Origin of the sequence: Pleomorphochaeta sp. DL1XJH-081, from assembly GCF_049310885.1 — a bacterium.
In the GTDB taxonomy this organism is placed as follows: domain Bacteria; phylum Spirochaetota; class Spirochaetia; order Sphaerochaetales; family Sphaerochaetaceae; genus CAYZJV01.
In genome coordinates this window covers 677,208-701,351 of sequence record NZ_JBMDYO010000001.1, presented here as the reverse complement: position 1 = coordinate 701,351, position 24,144 = coordinate 677,208, and the positions used below count along the sequence as shown (strand labels likewise).

25 protein-coding genes and 1 tRNA gene are annotated in these 24,144 nt (G+C 46.1%); 14 read left to right on the top strand and 12 right to left on the bottom strand.

The genetic code is table 11. The features are described from left to right. Positions 1-12: 12 nt before the first annotated feature. From arsB to ACODJP_RS03225, 3 genes are all read right to left on the bottom strand, one after another. The gene (gene arsB, locus ACODJP_RS03235) at positions 13-1,074 is read right to left on the bottom strand and encodes an ACR3 family arsenite efflux transporter (protein WP_422478405.1); all 1,062 of its coding nucleotides are present in this window, start codon (positions 1,072-1,074) and stop codon (positions 13-15) included. An 18-nt stretch (positions 1,075-1,092) separates the two neighbouring features. Further along, positions 1,093-1,434: an ArsR/SmtB family transcription factor gene (locus ACODJP_RS03230; protein WP_422478403.1), complete on the bottom strand. Its 342-nt coding sequence runs from the start codon at positions 1,432-1,434 to the stop codon at positions 1,093-1,095. A 100-nt stretch (positions 1,435-1,534) separates the two neighbouring features. Then, a tRNA-Arg gene (locus ACODJP_RS03225) sits at positions 1,535-1,611 on the bottom strand. Positions 1,612-1,912: 301 nt separating this feature from the next. On the opposite strand from ACODJP_RS03225, the gene ACODJP_RS03220 reads away from it, so the two are divergent. Continuing rightward, positions 1,913-3,088 carry an ABC transporter substrate-binding protein gene (locus tag ACODJP_RS03220; protein ID WP_422478401.1) on the top strand — a complete coding sequence of 392 codons (1,176 nt, stop codon included), beginning with the start codon at positions 1,913-1,915 and terminating at the stop codon, positions 3,086-3,088. Positions 3,089-3,095: 7 nt separating this feature from the next. Here ACODJP_RS03220 and ACODJP_RS03215 read toward each other — a convergent pair whose 3' ends face one another. Further along, a complete protein-coding gene (locus ACODJP_RS03215) occupies positions 3,096-3,266 on the bottom strand; it encodes a hypothetical protein (RefSeq protein ID WP_422478399.1) in 171 nt (56 codons plus the stop codon). 46 nt (positions 3,267-3,312) lie between these two features. Between ACODJP_RS03215 and ACODJP_RS03210 the strand changes: the two genes are divergently transcribed. From ACODJP_RS03210 to ACODJP_RS03185, 6 genes are all read left to right on the top strand, one after another. Beyond that, complete coding sequence (locus ACODJP_RS03210; protein ID WP_422478845.1) at positions 3,313-4,197, top strand: branched-chain amino acid ABC transporter permease; 885 nt, start codon at positions 3,313-3,315, stop codon at positions 4,195-4,197. Beyond that, complete coding sequence (locus ACODJP_RS03205) at positions 4,197-5,111, top strand: branched-chain amino acid ABC transporter permease (RefSeq protein ID WP_422478397.1); 915 nt, start codon at positions 4,197-4,199, stop codon at positions 5,109-5,111. Before ACODJP_RS03210 ends, ACODJP_RS03205 begins: the two co-directional genes overlap by 1 nt. Then, positions 5,108-5,887 (top strand): ABC transporter ATP-binding protein, encoded by a 780-nt coding sequence (locus ACODJP_RS03200; RefSeq protein WP_422478395.1) that lies wholly within the window; start codon positions 5,108-5,110, stop codon positions 5,885-5,887. Before ACODJP_RS03205 ends, ACODJP_RS03200 begins: the two co-directional genes overlap by 4 nt. Continuing rightward, positions 5,884-6,666: an ABC transporter ATP-binding protein gene (locus ACODJP_RS03195; protein WP_422478393.1), complete on the top strand. Its 783-nt coding sequence runs from the start codon at positions 5,884-5,886 to the stop codon at positions 6,664-6,666. The genes ACODJP_RS03200 and ACODJP_RS03195 overlap by 4 nt, the downstream gene beginning before the upstream one ends. An 87-nt stretch (positions 6,667-6,753) precedes the next feature. Next, on the top strand, positions 6,754-7,398 hold the full coding sequence (locus tag ACODJP_RS03190) for a CBS domain-containing protein (RefSeq protein ID WP_422478391.1): 645 nt from the start codon (positions 6,754-6,756) through the stop codon (positions 7,396-7,398). A gap of 3 nt (positions 7,399-7,401) precedes the next feature. Further along, complete coding sequence (locus tag ACODJP_RS03185; protein ID WP_422478389.1) at positions 7,402-7,863, top strand: Smr/MutS family protein; 462 nt, start codon at positions 7,402-7,404, stop codon at positions 7,861-7,863. An 18-nt stretch (positions 7,864-7,881) separates the two neighbouring features. On the opposite strand, the gene infA is transcribed toward ACODJP_RS03185, so the two are convergent. Together infA and ACODJP_RS03175 are read right to left on the bottom strand one after the other, a co-directional pair. Next, entirely contained in the window at positions 7,882-8,100 is a 219-nt protein-coding gene (infA, locus tag ACODJP_RS03180; RefSeq protein ID WP_422478387.1) for a translation initiation factor IF-1, read from the bottom strand. 150 nt (positions 8,101-8,250) lie between these two features. Then, on the bottom strand, positions 8,251-9,639 hold the full coding sequence (locus ACODJP_RS03175; protein WP_422478385.1) for a sodium-dependent transporter: 1,389 nt from the start codon (positions 9,637-9,639) through the stop codon (positions 8,251-8,253). Between the two features lie 155 nt (positions 9,640-9,794). Between ACODJP_RS03175 and ACODJP_RS03170 the strand changes: the two genes are divergently transcribed. The 5 genes from ACODJP_RS03170 to gcvPB all read left to right on the top strand — a co-directional run bounded on the left by ACODJP_RS03170 (position 9,795) and on the right by gcvPB (position 15,544). Continuing rightward, positions 9,795-11,315 carry a glycine hydroxymethyltransferase gene (locus ACODJP_RS03170; protein WP_422478383.1) on the top strand — a complete coding sequence of 507 codons (1,521 nt, stop codon included), beginning with the start codon at positions 9,795-9,797 and terminating at the stop codon, positions 11,313-11,315. Between the two features lie 26 nt (positions 11,316-11,341). Continuing rightward, positions 11,342-11,728: a glycine cleavage system protein GcvH gene (gene gcvH / locus ACODJP_RS03165; RefSeq protein ID WP_422478381.1), complete on the top strand. Its 387-nt coding sequence runs from the start codon at positions 11,342-11,344 to the stop codon at positions 11,726-11,728. Positions 11,729-11,809: 81 nt separating this feature from the next. Next, positions 11,810-12,682 carry a hypothetical protein gene (locus tag ACODJP_RS03160; protein ID WP_422478379.1) on the top strand — a complete coding sequence of 291 codons (873 nt, stop codon included), beginning with the start codon at positions 11,810-11,812 and terminating at the stop codon, positions 12,680-12,682. 58 nt (positions 12,683-12,740) lie between these two features. Beyond that, positions 12,741-14,093: an aminomethyl-transferring glycine dehydrogenase subunit GcvPA gene (gene gcvPA / locus ACODJP_RS03155; protein ID WP_422478377.1), complete on the top strand. Its 1,353-nt coding sequence runs from the start codon at positions 12,741-12,743 to the stop codon at positions 14,091-14,093. Continuing rightward, positions 14,090-15,544 (top strand): aminomethyl-transferring glycine dehydrogenase subunit GcvPB, encoded by a 1,455-nt coding sequence (gene gcvPB / locus ACODJP_RS03150; RefSeq protein WP_422478375.1) that lies wholly within the window; start codon positions 14,090-14,092, stop codon positions 15,542-15,544. The genes gcvPA and gcvPB overlap by 4 nt, the downstream gene beginning before the upstream one ends. Before the next feature lie 7 nt (positions 15,545-15,551). On the opposite strand, the gene ACODJP_RS03145 is transcribed toward gcvPB, so the two are convergent. Further along, entirely contained in the window at positions 15,552-16,745 is a 1,194-nt protein-coding gene (locus ACODJP_RS03145) for a serpin family protein (protein WP_422478373.1), read from the bottom strand. Between the two features lie 87 nt (positions 16,746-16,832). Here ACODJP_RS03145 and ACODJP_RS03140 point away from each other — a divergent pair, with 87 nt between their 5' ends. Next, positions 16,833-18,218 (top strand): amidohydrolase family protein, encoded by a 1,386-nt coding sequence (locus ACODJP_RS03140; RefSeq protein WP_422478371.1) that lies wholly within the window; start codon positions 16,833-16,835, stop codon positions 18,216-18,218. A 17-nt stretch (positions 18,219-18,235) separates the two neighbouring features. Here ACODJP_RS03140 and ACODJP_RS03135 read toward each other — a convergent pair whose 3' ends face one another. The 3 genes from ACODJP_RS03135 to putP form a co-directional block, all read right to left on the bottom strand. Continuing rightward, positions 18,236-19,069, bottom strand: coding sequence for an SDR family oxidoreductase (locus ACODJP_RS03135; protein ID WP_422478369.1), 834 nt, complete (start codon positions 19,067-19,069; stop codon positions 18,236-18,238). A gap of 3 nt (positions 19,070-19,072) precedes the next feature. Further along, the gene (gene mscL, locus ACODJP_RS03130; protein WP_422478367.1) at positions 19,073-19,525 is read right to left on the bottom strand and encodes a large-conductance mechanosensitive channel protein MscL; all 453 of its coding nucleotides are present in this window, start codon (positions 19,523-19,525) and stop codon (positions 19,073-19,075) included. Positions 19,526-19,598: 73 nt separating this feature from the next. Then, the gene (gene putP, locus ACODJP_RS03125) at positions 19,599-21,170 is read right to left on the bottom strand and encodes a sodium/proline symporter PutP (protein ID WP_422478365.1); all 1,572 of its coding nucleotides are present in this window, start codon (positions 21,168-21,170) and stop codon (positions 19,599-19,601) included. A 149-nt stretch (positions 21,171-21,319) separates the two neighbouring features. Here putP and trpS point away from each other — a divergent pair, with 149 nt between their 5' ends. Continuing rightward, positions 21,320-22,312, top strand: a complete 993-nt coding sequence (trpS, locus tag ACODJP_RS03120; RefSeq protein ID WP_422478363.1) for a tryptophan--tRNA ligase — start codon at positions 21,320-21,322, stop codon at positions 22,310-22,312. Positions 22,313-22,321: 9 nt separating this feature from the next. Here the strand turns inward: trpS and ACODJP_RS03115 are convergent, their stop codons facing one another. Both ACODJP_RS03115 and ACODJP_RS03110 read right to left on the bottom strand, forming a co-directional pair. After that, the gene (locus ACODJP_RS03115; protein ID WP_422478361.1) at positions 22,322-23,533 is read right to left on the bottom strand and encodes an MFS transporter; all 1,212 of its coding nucleotides are present in this window, start codon (positions 23,531-23,533) and stop codon (positions 22,322-22,324) included. Between the two features lie 12 nt (positions 23,534-23,545). After that, positions 23,546-24,118, bottom strand: a complete 573-nt coding sequence (locus tag ACODJP_RS03110) for a helix-turn-helix domain-containing protein (RefSeq protein WP_422478359.1) — start codon at positions 24,116-24,118, stop codon at positions 23,546-23,548. Positions 24,119-24,144: the final 26 nt, after the last annotated feature.

The following is a 24,144-nucleotide window of genomic DNA, read 5'->3' as shown; positions in this document are numbered from 1 at the left end:
CGTTATTCCTCTTTACGTAGTTTTTGTAGGGAACCATGACTTGGTCCTATTGGCTATCTTTACGAGGGTAAGCATTACAGGAACCTCTACCAAGACTCCAACTACCGTTGCTATCGTGGCTCCAGAGCTCAGTCCAAAAACGGAAATAGCAACAGCTACGGCGAGTTCAAAAAAATTAGATGCTCCAATCATACCAGCCGGTGCTGCGATATCATGGGGCAGTTTCCAAGCCTTCGCCCAAAAATAGGCAACGAAGAAGATGAAGAACGTTTGAATCACCAAAGGAATGGCGATCAGTATGATGTTCAGGGGATTGTCTACTATGATTTGACCCTGGAATGAGAAGATGATGATAAGGGTAAGCAGGAGACCAGTAATGGTCACATTGCCGAATTTTGGGATGAAGGTGTTCTCGAAATAGTCCAAGCCACGATTTTTTGTGATGATCACACGGGAGAGCCAGCCAGCTCCTAATGGAATGACCACGAAAAGGACTACGGAGAGAAATAGTGTCATCCAAGGAATAGATATGCCGCTGATTCCCAGTAATAATCCCACGATTGGTACGAAAGCTGCTAGAATAATCAAATCGTTTGTAGCAACCTGTACCAAGGTGTAGGCGGGGTTACCCTTTGTGAGATGGCTCCAAACGAATACCATCGCCGTACAGGGGGCAGCGCCAAGCAGAACAGCTCCAGCAAGGTACTGGCGTGCGAGTTCCCTGGGGATAAGCGATTGGTATACTACATAGAAAAAGAAAATAGCGATTGCATACATAGTGAATGGCTTGAGGAGCCAATTGGTTACCCAAGTTACCACCAGCCCTTTGGGGTTTTCTCCTACTTTCTTAATACTGTTGAAATTTACTTTTAACATCATAGGGTAAATCATGAGCCAAATGAGAATAGCTACGGGAATGGAGACATTCGCATATTCGAACCTGGAGAGAAATTCGGGAATCCCAGGGAGGAATACGCCTATCAATATACCGATTCCCATACAAACCAATACCCATACAGTCAGATATCTTTCAAAAAAAGCCATCTCTGATTTGTTCTCTTTAGATTTACTCATTCCTTATCTCCAATTTTCTTATCTTTTTAGCTTGCTTCTACAGTTTGAATCCCGCATAACGATTGGTTGGTTGCCAGGGGTCGATATAAATCCCAGATAAGTCCTCAAATCGTCCATATTTTCTTTCTTAAGTGTGTAATGCATCCATTTTCCATCTCGTTCAGCAATTACCAAACCACTATCAGTGAGCAGTCTCATATGATAGCTCAAAGTTGACTGGGTTATCTGCAAGGATGAGAGGATATCGCAAGCACACAGACGTTCATTCGCCAGCATTCCAACTATCTCGAGTCTAGTCTCATCAGAAAGTGCCTTTATCCTTGCCAGCTGTACAGTAATATTCGAGTCGATTGATTCCATAGGCTACTCCTCATATCGAATAGTATCGATCTAATCGATATATATCAATATGTTCAACCAAAAAAAGAGCCTCACAAGTTTTACCTTGCAAGGCTATTGTTGGTACCCCGAGCGCGATTCGAACGCGCGACCCCTTCCTTAGGAGGGAAGTGCTCTATCCAGCTGAGCTATCGGAGCGAAACACCTGTGATGATAGGTGATAAGTTACCTATTGGTCAACATCCATCGACATGAATCCATGGAGTACATGTCCGTCTTTCAAAGGGTTAGAAAAGTTGCAGAAAACGATACACGATAACAAAATTTGTGTGTAAGTTGTAATCTCAAGAGATTTTTGTCCAATAAAGATGGAAGAGTGTTGAATAAATATACTACTTTATGTATATAATTCCGTTAACTTTAGTCCTGTTCTCGGCATATAGGTTCCTGAAGTGGAAATTATTATCCGATATCGAGGGCAACCATACAGGAGGTATGTATGAAAAAAGTTTTAGCTGTTTGTATGATCGTTGCTTTGGCTAGTACCATGGCATTGTTTGCTGCTGGTGCGCAAGAAGCTCCCAGCACCGCAAAAGTAGGTTTCATTGGTCCCATGACTGGCGACTATGGTAACTACGGTGATTTGATTTCCAAAGGTGTCCTACTTGCAATCGAGGAAAAGAATGCAACCGGTGGTATCGCTGGAAAAGTTCCCGTTGAATTGATCGTTGAGGACTCTGAAGGAGATCCCCAGAAGGGTCTTGCCGGAATCGAGAAGCTCTCCAGTTCAGATAAGATCATTGCATTGACTGGTCCTGTCTTCACTGGTGTTTCGTTCGCAGTTGGTGAGCGTGTCCAGGCAGAAGGTATCATGATGGTAACTCCTTCCGGTACCCACAAGGATATCACCAACATTGGTGACTATGTTTTCCGTACCGTTGCAAGCGATGGTCTTCAGGGCGAAGTTTCCGGTCACTACTTCTATGAGAAGCTTGGTGTACGTGAACTTGGTGTCCTTTATGTGAAGAATGACTATAGCCAGGGCTTGTATGAAGGAACCAAAGAGAGTTTTGAAAGCCGTGGTGGTAAAGTTACCATTGCCGAAACCGCTCAGATTGGTGATAAGGATTTCAAAACACAGTTGACCAAGATCAAGGCAGCTGGACCTGATGCGATCTACATTCCTAACTATACTGCAGAGATGGCTCAGATTCTTGAGCAGGCTACCCAGCTTGGCGTAGATATCCCATTCGTTTCCAGTGATGGTTTTTCCAACCCAGAGATCTATGGATTGGCCGGCGATTACACCGATGGTGTCATCTATGTTGGTCCTACCCAGGTTGACGAATCGGAAAAATACAAGAAGTTCGTAGCTGACTACACCAAGATGTGGGGCTTCGCACCAGACTCATTCGCAACCAATGCTTATGATGCTGCCTATATTCTGTTCGATGCACTTGAAAAGGTTTATGCCGATACCGGAAAATTTGACCGCAAGGCTGTTCGCGATGCATTCGCTGCAACTAAGGACTTCCCCGGTGTGACTGGAACAATCAATTTTGCCGAGAATGGTGATTTGGTCGCATACCAGGGCGTCTACAAGGTCGAGGGAACCACTCCCAAGTACGTAGGGACCTACACAGTTGTCGATGGAGAATTGGTCGAGGTTAAATAATTTGTTTTCATGCGATATGGGACCGGTACTTCGGTCCCATATCCATACCTTTCATTGCAACGTCGGCATCACTTGTGATATTGTGGCAACGTCGACACGCAGACCTCCGTCTAGTCGCGGAGGTCTCAATCATTTCCTGACGGAACGAGAGAAATGTTGCCGTTGTGATACCTTTCATTAAGGAGCCTATCGTGGGATCTATTGCGGAATTTTTTCAACATTTGATGAACGGCCTTACCTTGGGCGGTATCTATGCGCTAATAGCGTTAGGATACACGATGGTATATGGTATCCTTAAGTTCATCAATTTCGCGCATGGCGATATTCTGATGGTCGGTTCCTATCTTGGACTTTTTACATTCAACCTGATTCGTGGACAAACCATGGGACCGTGGACTATCGTTGCATTTTTCATTGCTATGATAGCAGGAATGATATTCAGTGCCGGTTTGGGTATGCTTATAGAGCGGGTTGCGTACAAGCCCTTGCGTAGAGCGACTCGATTGGCTCCTCTGCTTTCCGCTATCGGAGTCTCTTTCATATTGAGTAATATGGCTGCGTGGATGTGGGGTACCAAGTCTCGGAAGCTCGACTATCCATTTGACAATTCTCCCTTACATATCGGAGGGGTAGCGATCACTCCCCACCAGATCTTGATTCTGGTTGTAGTCATCGTAACCATGGTTTCACTGAAATTGTTCGTTGACAAGAGCAGGATCGGTAAAGCTATGCGGGCGACAAGTCTGGATCAGGACACTGCAAAACTCATGGGAATCAAAGCTGATCGCATTATTTCCATTACCTTTGCTATTGGTTCAGCCCTCGCTGCGACTGCAGGATTTTTGATTGCATTGGAGATCAAGGTGTACCCCTCTATGGGGACCATGACTGGTCTGAAAGCATTTGTAGCCGCAGTTGTCGGTGGTATTGGAAATATTTCCGGTGCCATGTTGGGAGGAATCCTCCTCGGACTCTTGGAGACCTTCGGTGTTGCCTTGCTCGGTATTCCCTATGGACTTCGTGACACCATTGCATTCGTTGCCTTGATAATCATTCTCCTAGTAAAACCGGAGGGATTGTTAGGTAAGGTTGAGAAGGAGAAGGTGTAATGCTGAATTTTATTCTGCTTATTTTGATATATACAGGCATCTATGCCCTCATGGCGATTGGACAGAATCTAATAACCGGTTATGTAGGGCTGTTATCCCTTACTCAGGCTGGGTTTTTCGCAATCGGCAGTTATGTGACTGCAATCTTGAGTGTAACGTATGGATGGAGTTTTTGGGCGACCGTTCCCTTGGCAGCGGTTATTGCTGCTTTCTTCGGTCTTCTTATTGGTCTACCTACCTTGCGTTTGAAAGGTGACTACCTTGCCATTGCAACTCTTGGATTTGGCGAGATCGTTAGGAATATACTCAATAACTGGGATAGTTTGACTAATGGTCCCATGGGTATCCAGCGCATCCCAATGGTTGAAATTTTCGGCATAACCATCAGTCCCTATGCGAAATGGGGCTTCTTGGTCATGGTTTGGATATTTGTTTTTGTTGCCTATCTTTTGTTCGAACGATTGGCAAAATCCCGTATTGGCCGTGCTCTCGAAGCTATCCGTGAGGATGAGATAGCTGCCTCTTCCATGGGAATAAATACCACAAGTTACAAGGTCTGGGCTTTTGTGCTAGGAGCCGGTGTTGCTGGAGTAGCTGGAAGCCTCCAAGCCGAGTTCATCTTGTCTGTTACTCCAGGAGCTTTTACATTCATGGTATCCATTATGGTACTGTGCATGGTCGTTCTTGGTGGCATGGGAAACTTCAAGGCTGTAATCCTGGGAGCTTTCCTCATCCAATTTGTCTCCTATTTTCCACAGCTTGTCGGTCTTTCAAATGTTATTCCACCACAATTCAAGCAGGTCCTTTTCGGTTTGATCTTGGTTATCATGATGATTTGGAGGCCACAGGGAATCCTCGGTCGTGAACAACGAAGTGCACCAGGTAAACTGTTTGGTATGGGAGGCCGATCATGATTCTCCTCGAAACTACCAAACTCACTCGTGCATACGGTGGAGTCGTTGCCGTAAGTGAGGTCGATTTTCAAGTCCGACAGGGACTTATAACCGGATTGATTGGACCTAATGGTGCCGGTAAGACGACTCTCTTTAACAATATGACTGGTTTGGATACTCCGACTGCAGGAAAAGTCCACTTCAATGGGGTCGATATCACCAATAAGAGTGCCCACAAGATATGCCGTATGGGAATTGCCCGGACATTCCAGAATATCCGATTGTTCAAGGAGCTATCGGTTTTAGAGAATGTTATGGTTGGGTTGCACTTCACGACAGGAAAGAGCCCCACCTCGGGTAGGTTGGGAGCAATCGTGCGTAGTTATCTGAATGTGAAAGATGAGTACGAACAAATGCATGAGCAAGCAATGAAATGGCTCGATTTCTTCAATATGGTGCCTCTAGCGAATGAACTTGCTAAGAACTTGCCCTATGGCCACCAACGTGAACTTGAAATTGCACGCGCTATGGCTACAAGTCCGACGCTGTTGTTTCTGGATGAGCCTGCAGCAGGTATGAATCCCATGGAGACCGATTCCTTAATGCGTACCATTAGACGTATTCGCGATCTGGGTATAACTGTTGTTCTCATTGAGCATGATATGAAATTGGTCATGAACATTTGCGATACGATAACAGTCCTGAACTATGGCCAGAATATCGCACATGGAACACCTTCGGAAATCCGAAACAATCCCAATGTCATAGAAGCCTATCTTGGAAAGGAAGAATCATGAGCGAATTATTAACGATAGATTCCATCAGTGTCTCCTATGGTAGCATCAAAGCTTTACGCGATGTAAGCGTTAGGGTTGAACAGGGAGATATCGTATGTCTCATCGGTGCGAATGGTGCAGGCAAGAGTACACTTCTGAAAGCGATTGTAGGGCTTGAACCTATTACAACTGGATCTATCACCTATCAAGGTCACTGTATTGCCGAAGCCGGTAGCAGTGATGCGAAGAAGATGTTTCCTTTCTTCGGTAAGAGGCTCGGCTCATCGAACAATTTACGTACAGATGAGATAGCAGGAAGAGGTGTTGCGCTTGTACCTGAGGGAAGGCGTGTATTTGCCGATATGACTGTTGAGGAAAACTTGGATATGGGTGCATTTCTAGTTCGTGATGAGCAAAAGATTGCGCAGAAAAAGGAAGAGATGTACGATTTCTTTCCAATCCTAGGAGCCCGTAGAAAGCAGAAGACCCGTTCACTCAGTGGCGGTGAGCAACAGATGATGGCTATTGCCCGTGCCTTGATGAGTTCTCCGCGTCTATTGTTATTGGATGAACCTGGGTTGGGTTTGGCTCCTCTGATCATACAGGATATCTTCGAGAAGATTGCCATAATCAACAGAGAAGAAGGTGTGACCGTCTTTCTCGTTGAACAAAATGCCTTAATGGCTCTCAAGGCTTCAAAACAAGGATATGTCATGGAGAATGGTCGTATCGTACTGGATGATCTTAGTGCCAATTTGTTGCAGAATGATAAAGTAAAGGCCGCATACTTGGGAGAATAGGGGAATATGGCATTATTGCTGGAATTTCCTCAAGCTCTAGGATACAATTGATTCTACAAGAATGATTGCTGATTGGTGGAGGTCGAGATGATAATTGAGAGACGCATGACACGGAATCCGGTGACTGCCAGTCCCGAGATGTCGGTTGCTGAAGCCTCTGCGTTGATGAAACGTGAGAAGGTTCATCGGTTGCCGGTTCTGGATAAAGACCGGAAGCTTGTCGGAATAATTTCTGAAAAAGATATCCTCTATGCCTCTCCTTCTCCTGTTAGTACCCTTTCAATTCATGAAATGGCATATCTCCTGAGTCAGTTGACGGTAAAAAAACTCATGACTAGGGATGTGGTCACGATTACCAAGGATACTACCGTTGAAGAGGCTGCTCGCCTCATGGTTGATCAGGACTTATCTAGCCTTCCTGTCTTAGAAGATGGTAAGTTGCTTGGTATCATCTCCAAGAGTGATCTGTTCAAGATACTTCTCGAGCTTTTCGGAGCAAGACACTATGGTGTCAGAATGAGTTTCCTTGTAGAAGACAAACCGGGTGCAATTGCCGAGATCTCCAATATACTTGCCGCAAATGGTGTGGATATCATCGCGTTCGGTACATTTATGGGTACAGATTCTTCAAATGCCGTTTGTACAATCAAGATGCAGGGAATTTCGATAGGTCAGGCGGTCGAACTGGTCAAACCTCTTGTTATGGAGGTTTTGGATGTGCGTGAGGTTTAACTAATGGATTTCAAGGATATCCTAGAACAGTGGGAATCGACCCCCGAAGGAAGAAAAGCGGCTGCTGAAAGCCGCTTTTCCCGTATGTTGCGGGAAAAAGAGGCGAATCTCATAGAGTCGCAGAGGGTAAAGACGTATAACGGTTATAAGACAGGGAAAGCTTCTCTCGGTGTCTTGAAATCGATGAAACCTCAGGCAGAACTTGATCTGCATGGTGTGACCGGCGATGTAGCAAGACATTTGGTTGAACAGTTTCTAACCGAATCTGTCGCAAAACGACTTCAGAAAGTCCGTATCGTACATGGTCGGGGATTACATTCGAAGGAAGGGCAGGCAGTTTTGCCCGAATTGGTCGCAGAAATCGTGAAAAAATCACCTTTGGTACGGGCATACGGAAACCCTCCTCCTGCAGAAGGAGGTTCAGGTGCCATCTGGGTTATCTTGCAGCGGGGGAGGCAGAACTAAATCGCCGTAGGGAATCTGTTAACGTTCTCTGTAAATGATTCTTCCTCGGGTCAGATCGTATGGTGACAGTGCCACTCGTACGGTATCTCCGGGGACAATTCGAATATAGTGCTTGCGCATCTTGCCCGACAAATGGGCGAGAATAACGTGTCCATTAGGCAGTTCCACGCGGAACATGGTGTTCGGAAGGGCTTCACGTACGATCCCTTCTACTTCAATAGCTTCTTCTTTAGCCACAAAACCTCCAATAGTATATATCCTCTCAGTGGGACAGAACTTGGGAATTGTAGGAAATGGTAGGTCTTTTGTCAACTGAACGAAATAGGGTAGTCCTGAAAAGGTAGAACTACCCGTATTTAGAAACGATTATGGGGAATGTTCAGGATATTATCCTTTCAATAACGGTGCGAATATATTGTAGTACCCCATGACGAATACAAAGATTACCAATAATGGTAAAACATAGGTAACGTACGTTCTTGCCCATTTCGGGAATTTTACTCCCTTACCTGCATCGGCCTCAGCGATGAAATTTTTCCAACCCCATCCGCGCTTTGAGCAACAGAAGAGGAGAAATACCAAAGAACCGAGTGGCAAGAGGGTTGAACTCACGATAAAGTCTTCCAAGTCGAGTACGCCGGAACCAGGTCCCAAAGGTTGGAAACCGGAGAGGATATTGAATCCCAACACACAGGGCATGGACAGGATGATAATTGCTATGATATTAACCGCAACAGCTTTCTTACGGGACCAGCCTTTGACATCGATCCAGTAACTAACGATATTTTCGAATACAGCTACCAATGTGGAGAGTGCTGCGAAACTCATGAACACGAAGAAAAGAGTTCCCCACAGTCGTCCTCCCTGCATAGCGTTGAATATGTTGGGAAGTGTTATGAAGATGAGAGAAGGTCCTGCATCAGGGGAGACCCCGAAAGCGAAGGATGCAGGAAAAATGATCAATCCACTCATCAAAGCGACGAATGTATCGAGCGCCAAGATATTGATCGATTCCCCAGTCAGTGTCCTAGATTTATCAATATAACTACCAAAAATCGCCATGCTACCGATACCGAGACTTAGGGTGAAGAAAGCTTGTCCCATCGCGGCATACACAGCATTCCAAAATCCTGCGGTATAAAGACGGGAAAAGTCGGGAAGCAAATAGAACTTCAGACCTTCTCCTGCTCCAGGAAGTGTTACTGATTTAGCTACAAGAACAAGCATTACTGCCAATAGGGCACTCATCATATACTTGGTGATTTTCTCGACACCTTTCTGCAGTCCCATGGCAACTATACCGAGTCCCAATAATGTTGATACTACCATCCAAAAGGTCATTGTGATGGGATTTTCCAACATCCCTCCGAAATATGCTCCCACAGCATCAGGGTTGAGACCGGCGAGGTCTCCTTTAGCCATACTGAAGAAGTAAGCGAATAACCAACCACTTACCGTTGTATAAAACATCATCAATACATAGTTTCCGCCAATGGCTATAGGACCGTACGCATGCCATTTGGAATCTTTCGGTTCCAATGTCTTCAAAGCCTTCCCGATATTCTGTTGTGATGCCCGACCTATTGAGAATTCCATAATCATAATGGGCAATCCGAAGATCAATAGGAACAATATGTATAAAAGGACGAATGCCGCACCTCCATACTGACCTGTTATAAAGGGAAAACGCCAAACATTACCCAATCCTATGGCGCATCCCGCTGAAAGGAAAATAAAACCGATTCGGCTACCCAGCCGTTCTCTTTCTTGTGTCATTCTGAACTCCTAGTTGCATGTGGGTTCCCAGTCTACCTATTGATACGTTGTATGACAATACGGGTATTGCAACTACTTTTGTTGACACACTGTGCAGGAAGGAGGCACAATGCAACAAAGATGATTTTCCATTCGCAAATCCAAAGGAGTTCGCCATGAGCACATCTTCCCCCTTGCAAGCATACCTGGAGAAGACTCCAGTAGACCAAGTCGATAGTGGATTTATCGCCTATTTGGCTTCACTAGACAAGGTCGCTTCGGTATCCCCGAGCGTCGCTTCCCATATCGTACAGGAATTAGCAGACCAACGATCACATTTGAAGTTGATCGCAAGTGAGAATTTTTCCTCACTCTCTTGCCAGTTGGCAATGGGGAACCTTTTTACCGACAAATATGCTGAAGGGTACGCCTTCCATCGCTTTTATGCCGGTTGCGATAATGTGGATGTGATTGAAGACCATGCCTGTGAGCAGGCTTGCCGTCTATTCGGTGCCGAACATGCCTATGTTCAGCCCCATAGTGGAGCAGATGCGAATCTAGTAGCTTACTGGGCTATACTCAATACCCGTGTCCAAGTTCCCGCTTTGGAGAAGATTGGAATTACCAATCCAAGCGAATTGTCTCGTGACCAGTGGGATACGCTAAGAAAGGAGATCGGAAACCAACGTCTTCTCGGATTGGACTACTATTCGGGTGGACACCTTACCCACGGATATCGCCAGAATGTCTCTGCCCAAATGTTCGATGCCTATACGTATACTGTCGACGAAAAGACTGGACTTCTCGACTACAATGCTATTGAACAGCAGGCAAAGGAAATTCGTCCGCTTATACTCCTTGCTGGTTATAGTGCATATCCACGATTGATCGATTTCAAACGGATGAGTGAAATTGCCCATTCAGTAGGTGCAGTATTCATGGTGGATATGGCCCATTTCGCTGGATTGGTTGCAGGGAAAGTCATGAAAGGCTCTTACGATCCGGTTGCATGGGCTGATGTAGTCACCACTACTACACACAAGACCTTGCGTGGACCTCGTGGTGGTATGATCCTGTGCAAGCAGGAGTTCGCTGAAGCTGTGGATAAAGGGTGTCCATTGGTAATCGGAGGCCCACTTCCGCATGTGATTGCTGCTAAGGCTGTAGCTTTCACCGAAGCTCTCGATGACTCTTTCGCATCCTATGCTCAACAGATTGTCAAGAACTCCCAAGCTCTGGCTGCAGCTTGCCTAAAGGAGGGTATCCCTGTAGCTACTGGAGGTACAGACAACCACCTCATGTTACTCGATGTACGAACTTTCGGTCTAAATGGTAGACAGGCAGAGAGCGCCTTGCGTGAATGTGGGGTGACACTCAACCGCAATGCACTGCCTTTTGATCCGAATGGACCTTGGTATACCAGTGGATTACGTATTGGGACTCCTGCTGTCACTACTTTAGGAATGGGTGAGGTTGAAATGAAGGAAATTGCTTCAATAATTAAGCTGGTTCTTGAACATACCAAACCAACGACCATTTCCAAGGGTGCCAAAGCTGGACAGTTGAGTAGAGCCAAATATGAGACCGATGCCTCTGCCATAGAAGAGGCTAAGAATCGCGTTCAAGCATTGTTGAATCGTTATGTTTTGTATCCTGAGCTTGACCTGGCGGTATTGCAAGGTTATCGTACTACTTGATGAAATTAAATCTTTAGGAGAGGGACATGAGTAAGATTCCATCGGAGTTGCGGTACTCGAAGGATCACGAATGGGTTCGTATCGAAGGTGATCTCGCATACGTAGGTATAACAGATTATGCCCAAGATACCTTAGGCGAGGTCGTTTATGTAGAACTGCCGAGTGTGGGGGAGCAATTCGCGGCAAATGACGAGATTGCGAATATAGAGTCGGTAAAAGCGGCTAGTGCTATCTATAATCCCATAGCCGGAACAGTAGCTTCATTGAATGAAGAACTAGACGCCTCTCCTGAGCTGATCAATGAAGATTCCTATGAGCATTATCTCTACACACTGAAGGATTTTAATGCATCGGATCTGGATGATTTGCTCGATTCCGATGCATACGGGGAATTTCTGAAGACTTTAGACTGATTGGTGATGAAATCACTAGCCGTTTCCAAACGCTTTCGATAAATTGAATTCAATATAAATTTGAATTCTATCGGAGGCGTTATGAAACGTATTCTTACTCTTACTGCAATCTTCTTATTTGTCCTTGCTTCAGTGTCCGCAGTCTCCTTCGAACCTTTCGTGGAGACTGAACAGGGTACTATTGCTGTACTCTACCACACATACCGCAATGGATCAGGTCCAGATGATTCGACAATGACAACTTTCGATTATGTGAATATGGGTGGTCAAGATAGGCTCTTTCCCTTCGAACGGTACGCTGTCGGAGCTACCATCGCCGGAAGACATCGCGCCTGGTTCACCTACCAGCCATTCGAATTGGTGACAAATGTAAAAATCCCAACAACAGCAAGTCCAATCAATATTGGAGACTCGGTTTTTGAACCTGGAACTCCCATGGAGATTACCTATAGTTTCCCATTCTATCGTTTCTCCTACACCTATGATGTGTTGGGTAAGCACGACAATGCAATCTTAGGTCTCGGTATGGTTTTGCAGATCCGCAATGTGTCGATCCAATTCAAAGCTTTGGATGACAATGATTCTACAACAACTGCTCAAGATCTTTTTGTCTCCAACAACGTCGGTCTTGTTCCGGCACTTGCCATCTATAGTGAATACCGCTTCCCGTTCGGTCTCAATCTCAGTGCCGACATCGCCGGATCCTATGCCAGCTCATCGTTCTTCAATGGAGCCGATTTTGACTTCGAGGGCTCAATCCTCGATGCCTCACTAAGGATGGGTTATCAGGTGACAGATAATTGGGAGCTCTTCGGCAATGCCCGTTTCTTCGGAGGTACTTCAGATGGTACCAGCCAGTACGATGTCGATACGTGGACAGAAAGTACTTCCCGCTATTCTCAGAACAATATCGCCACGCTATCTGCTACAGTAGGAGTCAAGTGGACGAATTGACATTGCCAGCGACCCTCCGGTGATTTACACTGACTGTGTATGTCTTTCCGGAGGTGCTATGGTTCCCTATATTCCCCATACCGAGGATGAACGCAGACGGATGCTCAAGTCCATCGGCGTTGAAACGATCGATGCTTTATTTTCACAAATCCCCGAAGATATTAGACTGAAACAGGACCTCTTCTTTCAGCCAGGAATGGCCGAGGAGGAGGTTCTTCGACATATGAAGGCCTTAGCGGCGATGAATCGTGTTGGCATCTCATTTCAAGGAATGGGCTCATATGACCGCATCATTCCATCTGCGGTCCAGGAGTTGGCCTCTCTTCCTGCATTCGTTACCGCCTACACACCATATCAGCCGGAGATATCCCAAGGCTTGTTGCAAGCGATATTTGAGTTTCAGACCATAGTGTGTGAGTTGACAGGAATGGATGCCGCTAACGCGTCATTGTATGATGGGCACACTGGTGCTGCCGAGGCAGCTGCAATGATGCTGTCAGCGAAACGGAAGAGTTCGGTCGTACTCGTATCTAGTACAGTTCATCCTTACACGTTACAAGTATTGGAAACTTGGGCTTATGGTACCGATTTCCATATACAGGTAATCAACGAGTGCAATCGTACAACTGATATTGCTCAAGTCTCAGCTAATCTCTCGGAAGATATAGCAGGAGTTATCGTACAAAGTCCCAATCGATATGGATTTCTGGAGGACTATACGCAGTTGGCAGAACTCGTTCATGAGAATAGGTCGCTTTTGACCATCTCCAGCGATCCCCTATCTTTGGTTCTGCAACATTCTCAAGGAGAATGGGGAGCCGATATCGCTATCGGTGATACCCAACCATTAGGCTTACCTTCTGCGTTTGGAGGCCCCTGTTGTGGTTACATGGCCGTCAGGGAGGCCTTGATCAGAAAAATGCCGGGAAGGATTGTTGGCCAAACAATCGACCTTGAAGGAAAGAGAGCCTTCGTCCTCACGTTGCAAGCTCGCGAACAACATATTAAGCGGGAACGTGCAACGAGTAATATCTGTTCGAACCAAGCGTTGGCAGCACTTACCAGTACTATCCATGTTGCTCATGTCGGGTATGGAGGGCTTCTTGAGGCCGCCCGACAAAGTTGGGATAAGAGTCACTATCTAGCCAACCGCCTGGCTTCGCTACCGCATATGGTCGTTGGTGGCCATAGACCCTTTTGGACAGAGTTTCCTTTGGTTTTCGATTCCGTCGAACGGATGGAAACCGTATTGGAGAGGTTAGCGAGAAACAACATACATGGAGGGGTAAGATTGGGCGTCCTCTCAGAGCGGATGGAAGATCTTTCAACACTTGTTGTCGCAGTAACAGAAAAACGGACACGAGAAGAGCTTGATCGGTATGCCGATATCGTAGCGGAGGTCTTGGTATGAGTGGATTACTGGTATTTGAGAAGTCCCAGAAGGGAAGGAGAGGCTATACTTATCCACCATCTGATGTTCCCTGTGCACCCCAGCTCTCTGCAAAGTTGTGTCGTCAAGAACCTCCTCAGCTTCCTGAATTGTCGGAGCTTGATGTGGTGAGACACTATTCAAATCTTGCAAAAATTACCTGTGGAGTCGATTTCGGACCGTATCCCTTAGGCTCGTGCACCATGAAGTACAATCCAAAACTACATAATTTGGTAGCCAGAATGGAAGGTTTTTTCGCAATTCACCCATTACAAGATTCCGATAGTGTCCAAGGCGCACTTTCTGTCATGTTCCATCTACTAGAGATGCTCGCAGTTGTAACTGGCATGGATTGGGGAACCTTGCAACCGGCAGCTGGAGCCCATGGTGAGTACACAGGGTTAAAGATTATCAGATCCTACCATCTATCCAAGGGCGATAGTACTAGGACTAAGGTGCTCATCCCATCCACAGCGCATGGAACGAATCCGGCATCGGCCGCACTCAACGGATTCAATGTTGTAGAGATCCCTACCGACAAACGGGGCCTGGTTGATCTTTCATCTTTGGAGAGCCTATTGGACGAAACTGTAGCTGCAGTCATGCTCACCAACCCCAATACATTGGGATTCTTTGAGCGTGATATCACGAGAATTGCAACGCTCGTACATGAAAGTGGTGGGTTGCTCTACTATGATGGTGCTAATTTGAATGCCATTCTCGGTATGGTTCGCCCTGGAGACATGGGCTTCGATGTTGTCCATCTCAATCTTCACAAGACGTTTTCGACACCGCACGGAGGCGGAGGTCCAGGAGCCGGACCGGTAATGGTCAAATCGTTGTTGAGACCCTTCTTGCCAAAGCCTGATATGGTAAAGGACGACAGCGGGTACAATTTCGATTGGGGTAGCCAGTCATCGATTGGCAAGGTAAGTGGATTTTGGGGTAACTTCTTGGTATTGGTGAGGGCGTATGCCTACCTTCTTTCAATGGGAAGCGATGGTTTACGATCAGTGGCACACCATGCTGTGCTTAATGCCAACTACTGCTTGGAAAGATTGAAAAAAGAGTTCACACATCCCTTCGGAGGTCATTGTATGCATGAGTTTGTTCTCTCACTCCAAGATTTCAAGGATCTCTACGGTGTGGGAGCACTTGATTTTTGTAAAGCCCTGCTCGATAGAGGCTATCATCCCCCAACGATGTATTTCCCCCTATTAGTCCATGAAGCACTGATGATTGAACCGACAGAAACCGAATCTATTCAGGATCTTGATGCTCTGGTGGAAACCTTGCTTGAATTGGCTCAGATAGCCAAAACCGCTCCTGATCAACTTACGAATGCTCCTATTTCTACAGTGATCAGAAGAGTCGATGAAGTCAGAGCAGTAAAAAGGCCAATACTTCGATGGCGCCCATCCGGCGATTCATGAGCAATACTTATGGAGCTTCTGGAGTTTGCATGACTCCCAAGAAGAGTGCCTGACCGGTCGACTTGTCCAATATTCCATAGAGGAAGGGACGGTCAAAAACTATGGGGATACCGGCAGGCATCATACTGGTGAGGCGCATCGTCACAGCGGTGACTGCTGCTGCTTCAGTTCCCTTTTCATCGACTCGGATGAAAGTCTTATGCAAGACATCATCTATGAACAGATCACTTACTCCATCAGCATGCAAGCCAGAGAAATTTGCCCTAGTAGGATCGAACGGTAGCGTCATCCCGATTTGCTGCAACATGGGAGAGAGTCTTACCTCATAGTGATCGAGAAATTTTGGAAAAGCGAGTTGAACCCGTTCATAGGAACCTTTTTCCAAAGACTTAAATAGATTTTCGACTAGGGCGGAGCTCTGTGTAGCAATCCACTGTTGGATCGTGAGATTCTCTGGTGGCAGAAGAGCTACGAAAACAAAACGCCCATGTTCGTACGGAAGGGCAATACCTAGGGCTTTAGCATAATCGAGTACTAGGGTCGAACGTTCACTATGCAAGAATGGAGTTCGATAATCACCACTAGGAGCATGGAAAATCCTGTCACGGGTATCGTTGGCATCGAACGGGTCAGCCCAATCGGCAAGGAAATGGACAGCGTTGACCAAGATCATACGCATATCGGGCTTCAATTCCTCAATAATGGTATCTATCTTTCCATTGGTCTTCTGGAAGACCCAGTCGTTGATTTTAGTAGGGCTCAGGGAATTGGAGAAATCGAGTGTTTCTACCTCTGCAAAGAACAATTCCTTCGTTTGTCTAATAAAATGGGAGGACACCGGATAGCGCTCGTCCACCCAAATCGAGTTAGCTATTGATAGGCCTGTTGCATCTGGAAATGGATTTTCCAACACTTGTGGGATAGAGAGTAGCTGCTCCATCTGCCGCTTGGTCTCTCCTTCGGCGCCAAGGGCTGTCATGGAAAGTGCCGTGTGGATCGAGAGGGGTGAAAAGATCAGGTTCCCGTCTCTCTCCTGCGCTACAAGCTCTTTGGTAAGGGCTGAGGAAAACTGTTGGGGTGTCATCGTATTATGGTAGTTTCGACTCTGCACGTTGTCCTGATACTCATGGAAGGCAGCTGCAGAAAGAGGAGAAATGAGCAACAACAACATAATGCATATACTGGAAAGGTATAGTTTCATACGTGACCTCCTCCGTTTCCGGTAAAACCACTGTATCGTGGTAAAAACAATTTGCCAAGGCAACTCTTCGATAGTATGCTTTTAGTTATGAATACTACACTGATACGCGATGGATTATTGGTTGAGTCAGATCGCTCTTGGAGAGCCGACCTGTTGATAGAGGGAGAAAAAATCACAAGGATCGCTCCCAGGATTGATACAAAGACCCTACCCGACGATACCGATATCGTTGAAGCAGAGGGGCTTTGTGTCATGCCCGGTCTCATCGATTCCCACACTCATTACCATTTGGTCTCAAGAGGAACTGTGACGGCTGATAGCTTTATTGAAGGTTCCAAGCTGGCTGCCTTCGGTGGCGTGACTACGGTGGTCGATTTTGCCGACCATGACAAAAAGAGGCCATTGGTTGCTTCGACCAATGACCGTATAGATGCCATGGAGAAGGAGATGGCAATCGACTTCGCGCTCCATCAGGGAGTATATGGTATGCATGAGGGGATTGGAAAAGAGTTGGAGGAATTGCTCAAACGGGGTGTGAGTACTATTAAGATCTTCACTACCTATAAAAATGTAGGTTATCTCATTGGCATGGAAGGTCTGAGAGACCTCTTCTCCCTGTGCAAGAAAAATCAGATCATGATAAGCGCCCACTGTGAGGATGATACGCTCATAGAACAGGTTGAGAAGGAACACAAAGGAAGCTATACACCTGCCGATCATGCGTTGCTCCGACCAGCGGAAGCTGAATATCGGGCGATCAAATATCTCGGTTCATTAGCTGGAGAATTCTCCATGCCTCTTTATGTGGTCCATCTCTCTAGTTCCCGGGGCCTCGATGCTGTACGGGAGTTGCGCAGTAAAGGAATTCAGGTTGTAGTGGAGACTACCCCGCATTATCTTTTGCTCGATGCTTCCAGATTGGAGGGGCCACAAGGCCCATTGTATGTCATGACTCCTCCGTTACGGACCCATCATGATAATCGTGATATTCAGGATGCCCTTATCGCAAAAGAACTGCAGGTTGTTGCAACAGACCATTGTGCATTCACTAGAGCACAGAAACTCGCTTCGGACGATTGTCGGACTATATTCCCAGGAATTCCAGGGACAGAAGAGCTCTTGCCTCTGGTCTATACTTTTGCCGTAGCTTCCAGTCGGATGTCTCTATCCGACCTTGTTGGAATCCTTTCGTCGACGCCGGCAAGGTTATTCGGTTTGTATCCCCAAAAAGGATCGTTACAAATCGGAACGGATGCCGATATCGTATTGTTCGATCCAGAAGCCACTTGGACGCTCTCGAGTGATACCGTACATAGCGCATCTGAATATACTCCCTATGAGGGATTCAGTGTTGCCGGAAAGGCTGTGATGACCTTTCTCAGAGGCCATCTGATCATGGGTGATGATGTCTATGTGGGTAAGCCAGGGGAAGGTAAGTTTCTTAGGGCAAAAACTTCTTCAGCATACGATTGATTGGAAGGATATCTACTTTATCCCACATACAATCGACTGAGTATCCATTCAACGATGCGGTCGGGGAGCAAGCGCTTTGCTAACATAAGCAGTTTATAGCTTACCCCGACTGCAATCCTTACTGGTGGATGTCTTCTCGTTGAAACGGAATAAACGACAGATGCCACTTTCTCGGGAGCATACCCCTTGCGTTCATCCTGTTCCATTTTACCTATCGCCCGCTTTGCGTCATCTAGATAGGGCGAATCGGTGGGTATAGCTAGAACCCGCTTATTGGTGAATTCTGTGTGGGTATCACCGGCCTCGACAATCGTAGCGTGTATTCCGTGGGAGGCCCCCTCAATCCGAAGCGCTTCAACGTATGCCTCCAATGCAAATTTAGATGCACTGTAGTGGCTTTGATACGGAATGCTAATTCTTCCGGCTATAGAACCCAAGACAATCACAAGGGAACGGCTCCTGGAGCGCATCAGTGGAAGGATTTCACTGTTCACACGAAGGACTCCGAAGTAGTTTGTCTCCATCTGGTCTTGGACAGCCGCAATAGGAGTATCTTCAGCTGCTCCTCCAATACCATATCCGGCACAATGGATAATGATACCTATGCCATCTTGGGTACGTTGGACTGCATCTTTCCATATCTGCTCCATACCCACTGCTACTGAATTTGCATCAGTCACATCCATTTTCGAAAAGCGGACAGAATCTGGTACGTCGATATGATCTGCTCCAGAGCGTGAGACCGCCCAAACCTGGTATCCTTTTTTTGCGAAAAGATGCAGACAGGCGAGTCCTATGCCTGAACTCGCCCCTGTTATGAGAATATTCTGTCCGTAAGGTCTATAAGGCAACGGTCAATCCTTTTTCTTTAGAAGATCACGAATCTCGGTGAGCAGAATAATATCCTGGGGTACAACCGGTTCTGGAGCTGGTGCGGCAGCAGCTTCAGCAGCAGCTTTGGCTTTTTCCGCTCTCTCACGACGTTCTCGGAATGTGTTGATTCCACGAACGATGAAGAATACCACGAGTGCGATCAGGAGGAAGTCAATAAGAGCTTGTATGAAGTTTCCGTAGGTAATCGCAAGTCCCGGAACTGTCTCTGTAGCTTCACGAATTACAATCTTCAGTGTCTTGAAATTTACTCCACCAAGAATTACTCCGATAAAAGGCATGATAATATCGGCAACCAGTGATTTCACGATAGCCGTGAATGCAGTCCCGATAATGATCCCGACTGCCATATCCATAACGTTACCGCGAGAAATGAACTTTTTGAACTCATCTACCATTTTCGTTTTTTCTGCCATGATCGATTCCCCCTTTACCAATGATACATGTTACCACGTCACAACCTATATTGGATAGGTTATAGTTTTTACGTTACAACTGTTTTTGGTTACCGACTGCGCGGTTAAACTCGTCTTCGATTTCCTTTGATGGCTCGGGCGACAGTAGACTCGCAACGATAATACATAAGGAGCTGAATAGGAATGCGGGCAGCAATTCGTAAATAGCCCAAGGGCCACCAAGTGGGGCAACCAGATTTTTCCATACCAATACAGCGATAAAACCTCCAGACATACCAGCTACTGCACCTGCGAAGGTTGTTCTTTTCCAGAACAGGCTGAAAAGCATGATTGGACCGAATGCAGCTCCGAATCCTGCCCATGCGTAACTGACGATTCCGAATATTGAGGAGTTAGGATCAGCGGCAAGGAAGGCTCCTATAATTGCTACCATGATAATGGTGAATCTAGATACCCAAAGGACCTGACTATCAGAGGCCTCTTTTTTTAGTACGCCCTTGAAAAAGTTTTGGGAGACAGCTGAGGAGGTAACTAGAAGCTGTGAATCGCTGGTACTCATAGTAGCGGCAAGTATTCCACTGAGGATGATACCGACAAAGACCACAAGAATCCCAGAATACTGGCCAAGTAACTGAGTCATTACGATAAAGATTGTCTCGCTCTGTGCAGAGAAGGCTCCGGTTTTTACGCCATCTAGGAGTTGTGGTACGGCAGCTACCCCCACAACACCGATACAGACGGCAGCAGCAAGTGAAACAACGACCCAGACCATGGCGATGCGACGAGATCTGGTCAATTCTTTAGCATCTCTAATAGCCATGAATCTCAACAAGACGTGTGGCATGCCAAAGTATCCGAGTCCCCACGCTAGCGAGCTTGCTATCTCCAGGAAAGAAACCTTGGTACCTACTCCAGTTGCACGGTTATGACTGGTGAATAAACTTCCGAAACCTTCCATCGAAGAGATTGTAGCTGCAATTTCCTGGAATCCTCCAGCTTCTATGATTCCAGCGATAAGGATGATAATGAGAGAGAAGAACATGAGAGTTCCCTGCATAAAATCTGCTGTACTCTCGGCAAGAAAACCTCCAACAATGGTATATACGACTACAACAAAAGCCCCAATTATCATCATAAGGGTGTAATCAAAACCAAAGAGACTGTTGAACAGTTTCCCTAGGGCTGCAAAGCCTGAGGATGTGTAAACAATAAAAAAGAAGAAGATTACCAGAGCTGCCAATGTCATGATTATTTTCCTAGAATCGTGGAAGCGGTTTGAGAAGTAGTCTGGCAACGTGATTGCATTACCGGCGATATGGCTGTAGGTCCGTAGGCGATAAGCGACGAATTTCCAGTTGAACCAAGTTCCTACACCGAGTCCGATAGCGGTCCAGCCTGCGCTTGCAAAACCGGAAAGGTAGGCCAGTCCCGGAAGTCCCATCAGTAACCAACTGCTCATATCCGAAGCTTCCGCACTCATGGCTGTTACCCAAGGTCCGAGCGATCTGCCACCAAGGAAGAAGTCTTCAGTACTCTTGTTTCTTCTACTGTATAGGAGTCCTACTAGGATTACCAAAGCCATATAGATCATCATGCCGACGAAGGCAACGGTCTTTTCTCCAGGTGAAAGTATATTCAGATTCATTGCATCTCCTTTTTTCCCTCGATGATACCGGAATAGGTTGCCTATGTGAACCAAAGACTACCAAAAACTGTACAGATGCTAGGCACTTTTTCTAAAGGAGCGATTTGTTGTATACTCATGGAAAATCGGTATCAGGGAGATTCGAGACGATGGACACTGGAAAAAAGAGAATATTGACAGGCGACAGGACAACAGGAAAGTTGCATCTTGGACATTACGTAGGAAGCCTTAAGAGCAGAGTCGAATTGCAAGATGCATATGATACCTTTATTCTCTTGGCCGATATCCAAGCACTCACTACCCACTTCGAAAATCCACAGTTGCTCAATGAAAGCATTTTTGATGTAGCTATAGACAACTTATCAGTCGGACTTGATCCTAATAAGGTTACCATTGTCCAACAAAGTGCGGTAAAGTCGATCGCGGAAATGACCATATTCTATTCCATGTTGGTAAGTGTAAATGTGCTTCGCCATAATCCGACCATAAAGACTGAAGCCAAACAGTATGGGTATAGCGACATGTCCTATGGTTTCTTGGGGTATCCGGTAAGTCAGACAGCCGATATTACCTTCTGTAATGCAGATCTTGTCCCTGTCGGAGAGGACCAATTGCCACATATCGAACTCTCTCGAAGGATTGTTCGTAAATTCAATGGGATGTATGGAACTTCGATTGTCGAACCACAAGCCAAATTGAGTGAGGTCTCCCGCCTTGCCGGATTGGATGGAAATGCAAAGATGGGCAAGAGCCTCGGCAATGCCGTCTATCTCTCCGATACCGCAAAAGAAGTAGATCAGAAAGTACGAAAGGCCGTTACCGACCCAGCCAGAGTAACCGTCGATATCCCAGGAACACCTGAGATCTGTAATGTGGGTAAATATCATAAGATCTTCACACCAGACGAATGTGACAATATATGGGAGATGTGCCGAACCGCGAAAATCGGATGCGTAGCCTGCAAAAAGAAATTAACCAATAGTCTGAATACCCTATTGGATCCTATGCGTGAGAAGCGGGCCTATTATGAGGCTCATATGGATGAGGTCAAGGATATCATCGTCAGTGGTACCAAAAAGGCGAGTGCTATCGGCGATGCCCAAGTCGAGACGATGCGGCAAGCGATGCATTTGACTATCTGATGCTCTATTCTACAGTTTAAAGCCTCTATAGAGATACACTTTGATAAATGGCGCTATCGATATAATCGTAAGGATGACAGCTATCAACCAAAGCGAAGGTATACCCCATTTTCCATTGTGTAGCCAGATTGCTGCAAATAAAGATGACACCAAACCACCTATTTGAAGCGAGAATGAAGAAACCGAGAGAAGCGATGCTCTCATTCTGCTCGGAATTTCACGGTTAAGCAAAGTTTGTTCGGGAATCTGGGAAATTGCCAAGAATAGATAAAATCCACCATAGGCAATCGTGAAGACCATTGGCCCGGTAGCTAATGCGACAGCCACCATACTAAGAGCGAATATGCTTTTGAATACAACTACATATATTGCGCTCCTCTTTGGATGTTTATGGAGCAACCGACCTGCTAAGATGGACCCACCTAACGCTGCCATGAATCCAATGAAGGAGATTACTCCAAGGAGAATGACTCCTGTATGATCGGTATCGGTAATCTCCAATAGGCGTGGTTGCCAGTACTTTTCAATCGAAGAAAGTATGAATCCGAAAGCGAACGAGAGGATGAAAAATGGGAGGAGGGTGCGACTTCTGACGAGATCTACCAATCCCAGCTTACTCTGGGTTGCCTCCTCTAAAGGAGAGGATTCCAAGACTGGTTCTTTTATCCACGAGAGGGTCAAAACGATTACCAAAACCTGTATCACAGAGCTAATCCAAAAGTTTCCCAGATAGGGTGTCTCAAGTGGCTGTAAATTCTGGAATGCTAGGGTTACGAATCCGGAAGAGAGGGCGCCTCCTGAAAGTCCTAGGGTATCCCACACTGCCATGTGTGAGGTGATTCTATGGAGTCTGTCAATTCCGAATTCTTGATTATGCCAGTCTACGGTCAATGCTTCGAACGATCCGGAAATGAATGATCTGGCTAAGCCAAGTGCTAGTACTGCTCCTATGAGCGATACCGTAGATGATCCGAAAATCAAAAAGAGTGAGCCTAATAGCATCATTGTCTTTGAAACGATGAACGTCATACGTCTTCCGAACCGATCGCTGAACATACCACTCGGAATCTCCGTGGTTACGATAACCACACTGTATACTCCCATGAATAGGGCGAGGGTGCTCAAGGTTGCCCCTTTATCAAGTATCAAAAGGTTCATCACAGGTAGGGTTATTCCCAATCCGAAAGAGGATAAGATAGCTATGATTCCGAATCGAATCATTTTTGTTCCTCCTCAATGATTGGTTTCATAACAAAGGAATGCAAATTCCCATGCACTCTCATCATTTCCTGTTGGAAGTGCATGTTCATCTAAAAAGGTTCCAACCATATCATAGAGACGTTTGGCATCCGCTTGGCTAAGGTGAGCTATTCCTGTGATGAGGTCACCAGAAAAATGATTGGGATCCTTCATAGATTCATTTCGTTGGTTCGATAGCGTGTCCATGAACCGGTTTGTGATATCAGACAGGATAATTCGGGTTGTTGCCTCCCGTTGGAATGAAAGGGGGTCATCTAAATTAGTCCCAATGGAGACGTTCACATCGGTTAGGCGAAGATAGTCTGCTCGAATTCCATGTATCAATTCATACCGATCATGCTCAACCAAGCCGATTTCACGTAACTTGAGAAGATGATGACGAGAGGAAGATGGCGATATACCTAGGTGGTCGGCGACTTGTTTCGCAGTGATGGGTTCTCCATGTATTCGCATCGTCCGTAGAATCTTTTGACGGAGAGGTAATGAGTAGATTCTTAGTTGGTGTTCCGTTTCCAGACGAATAAGGGGTTTTTCGCTCTGATACATAACCTTCCTCCAGATGTTCTTACATA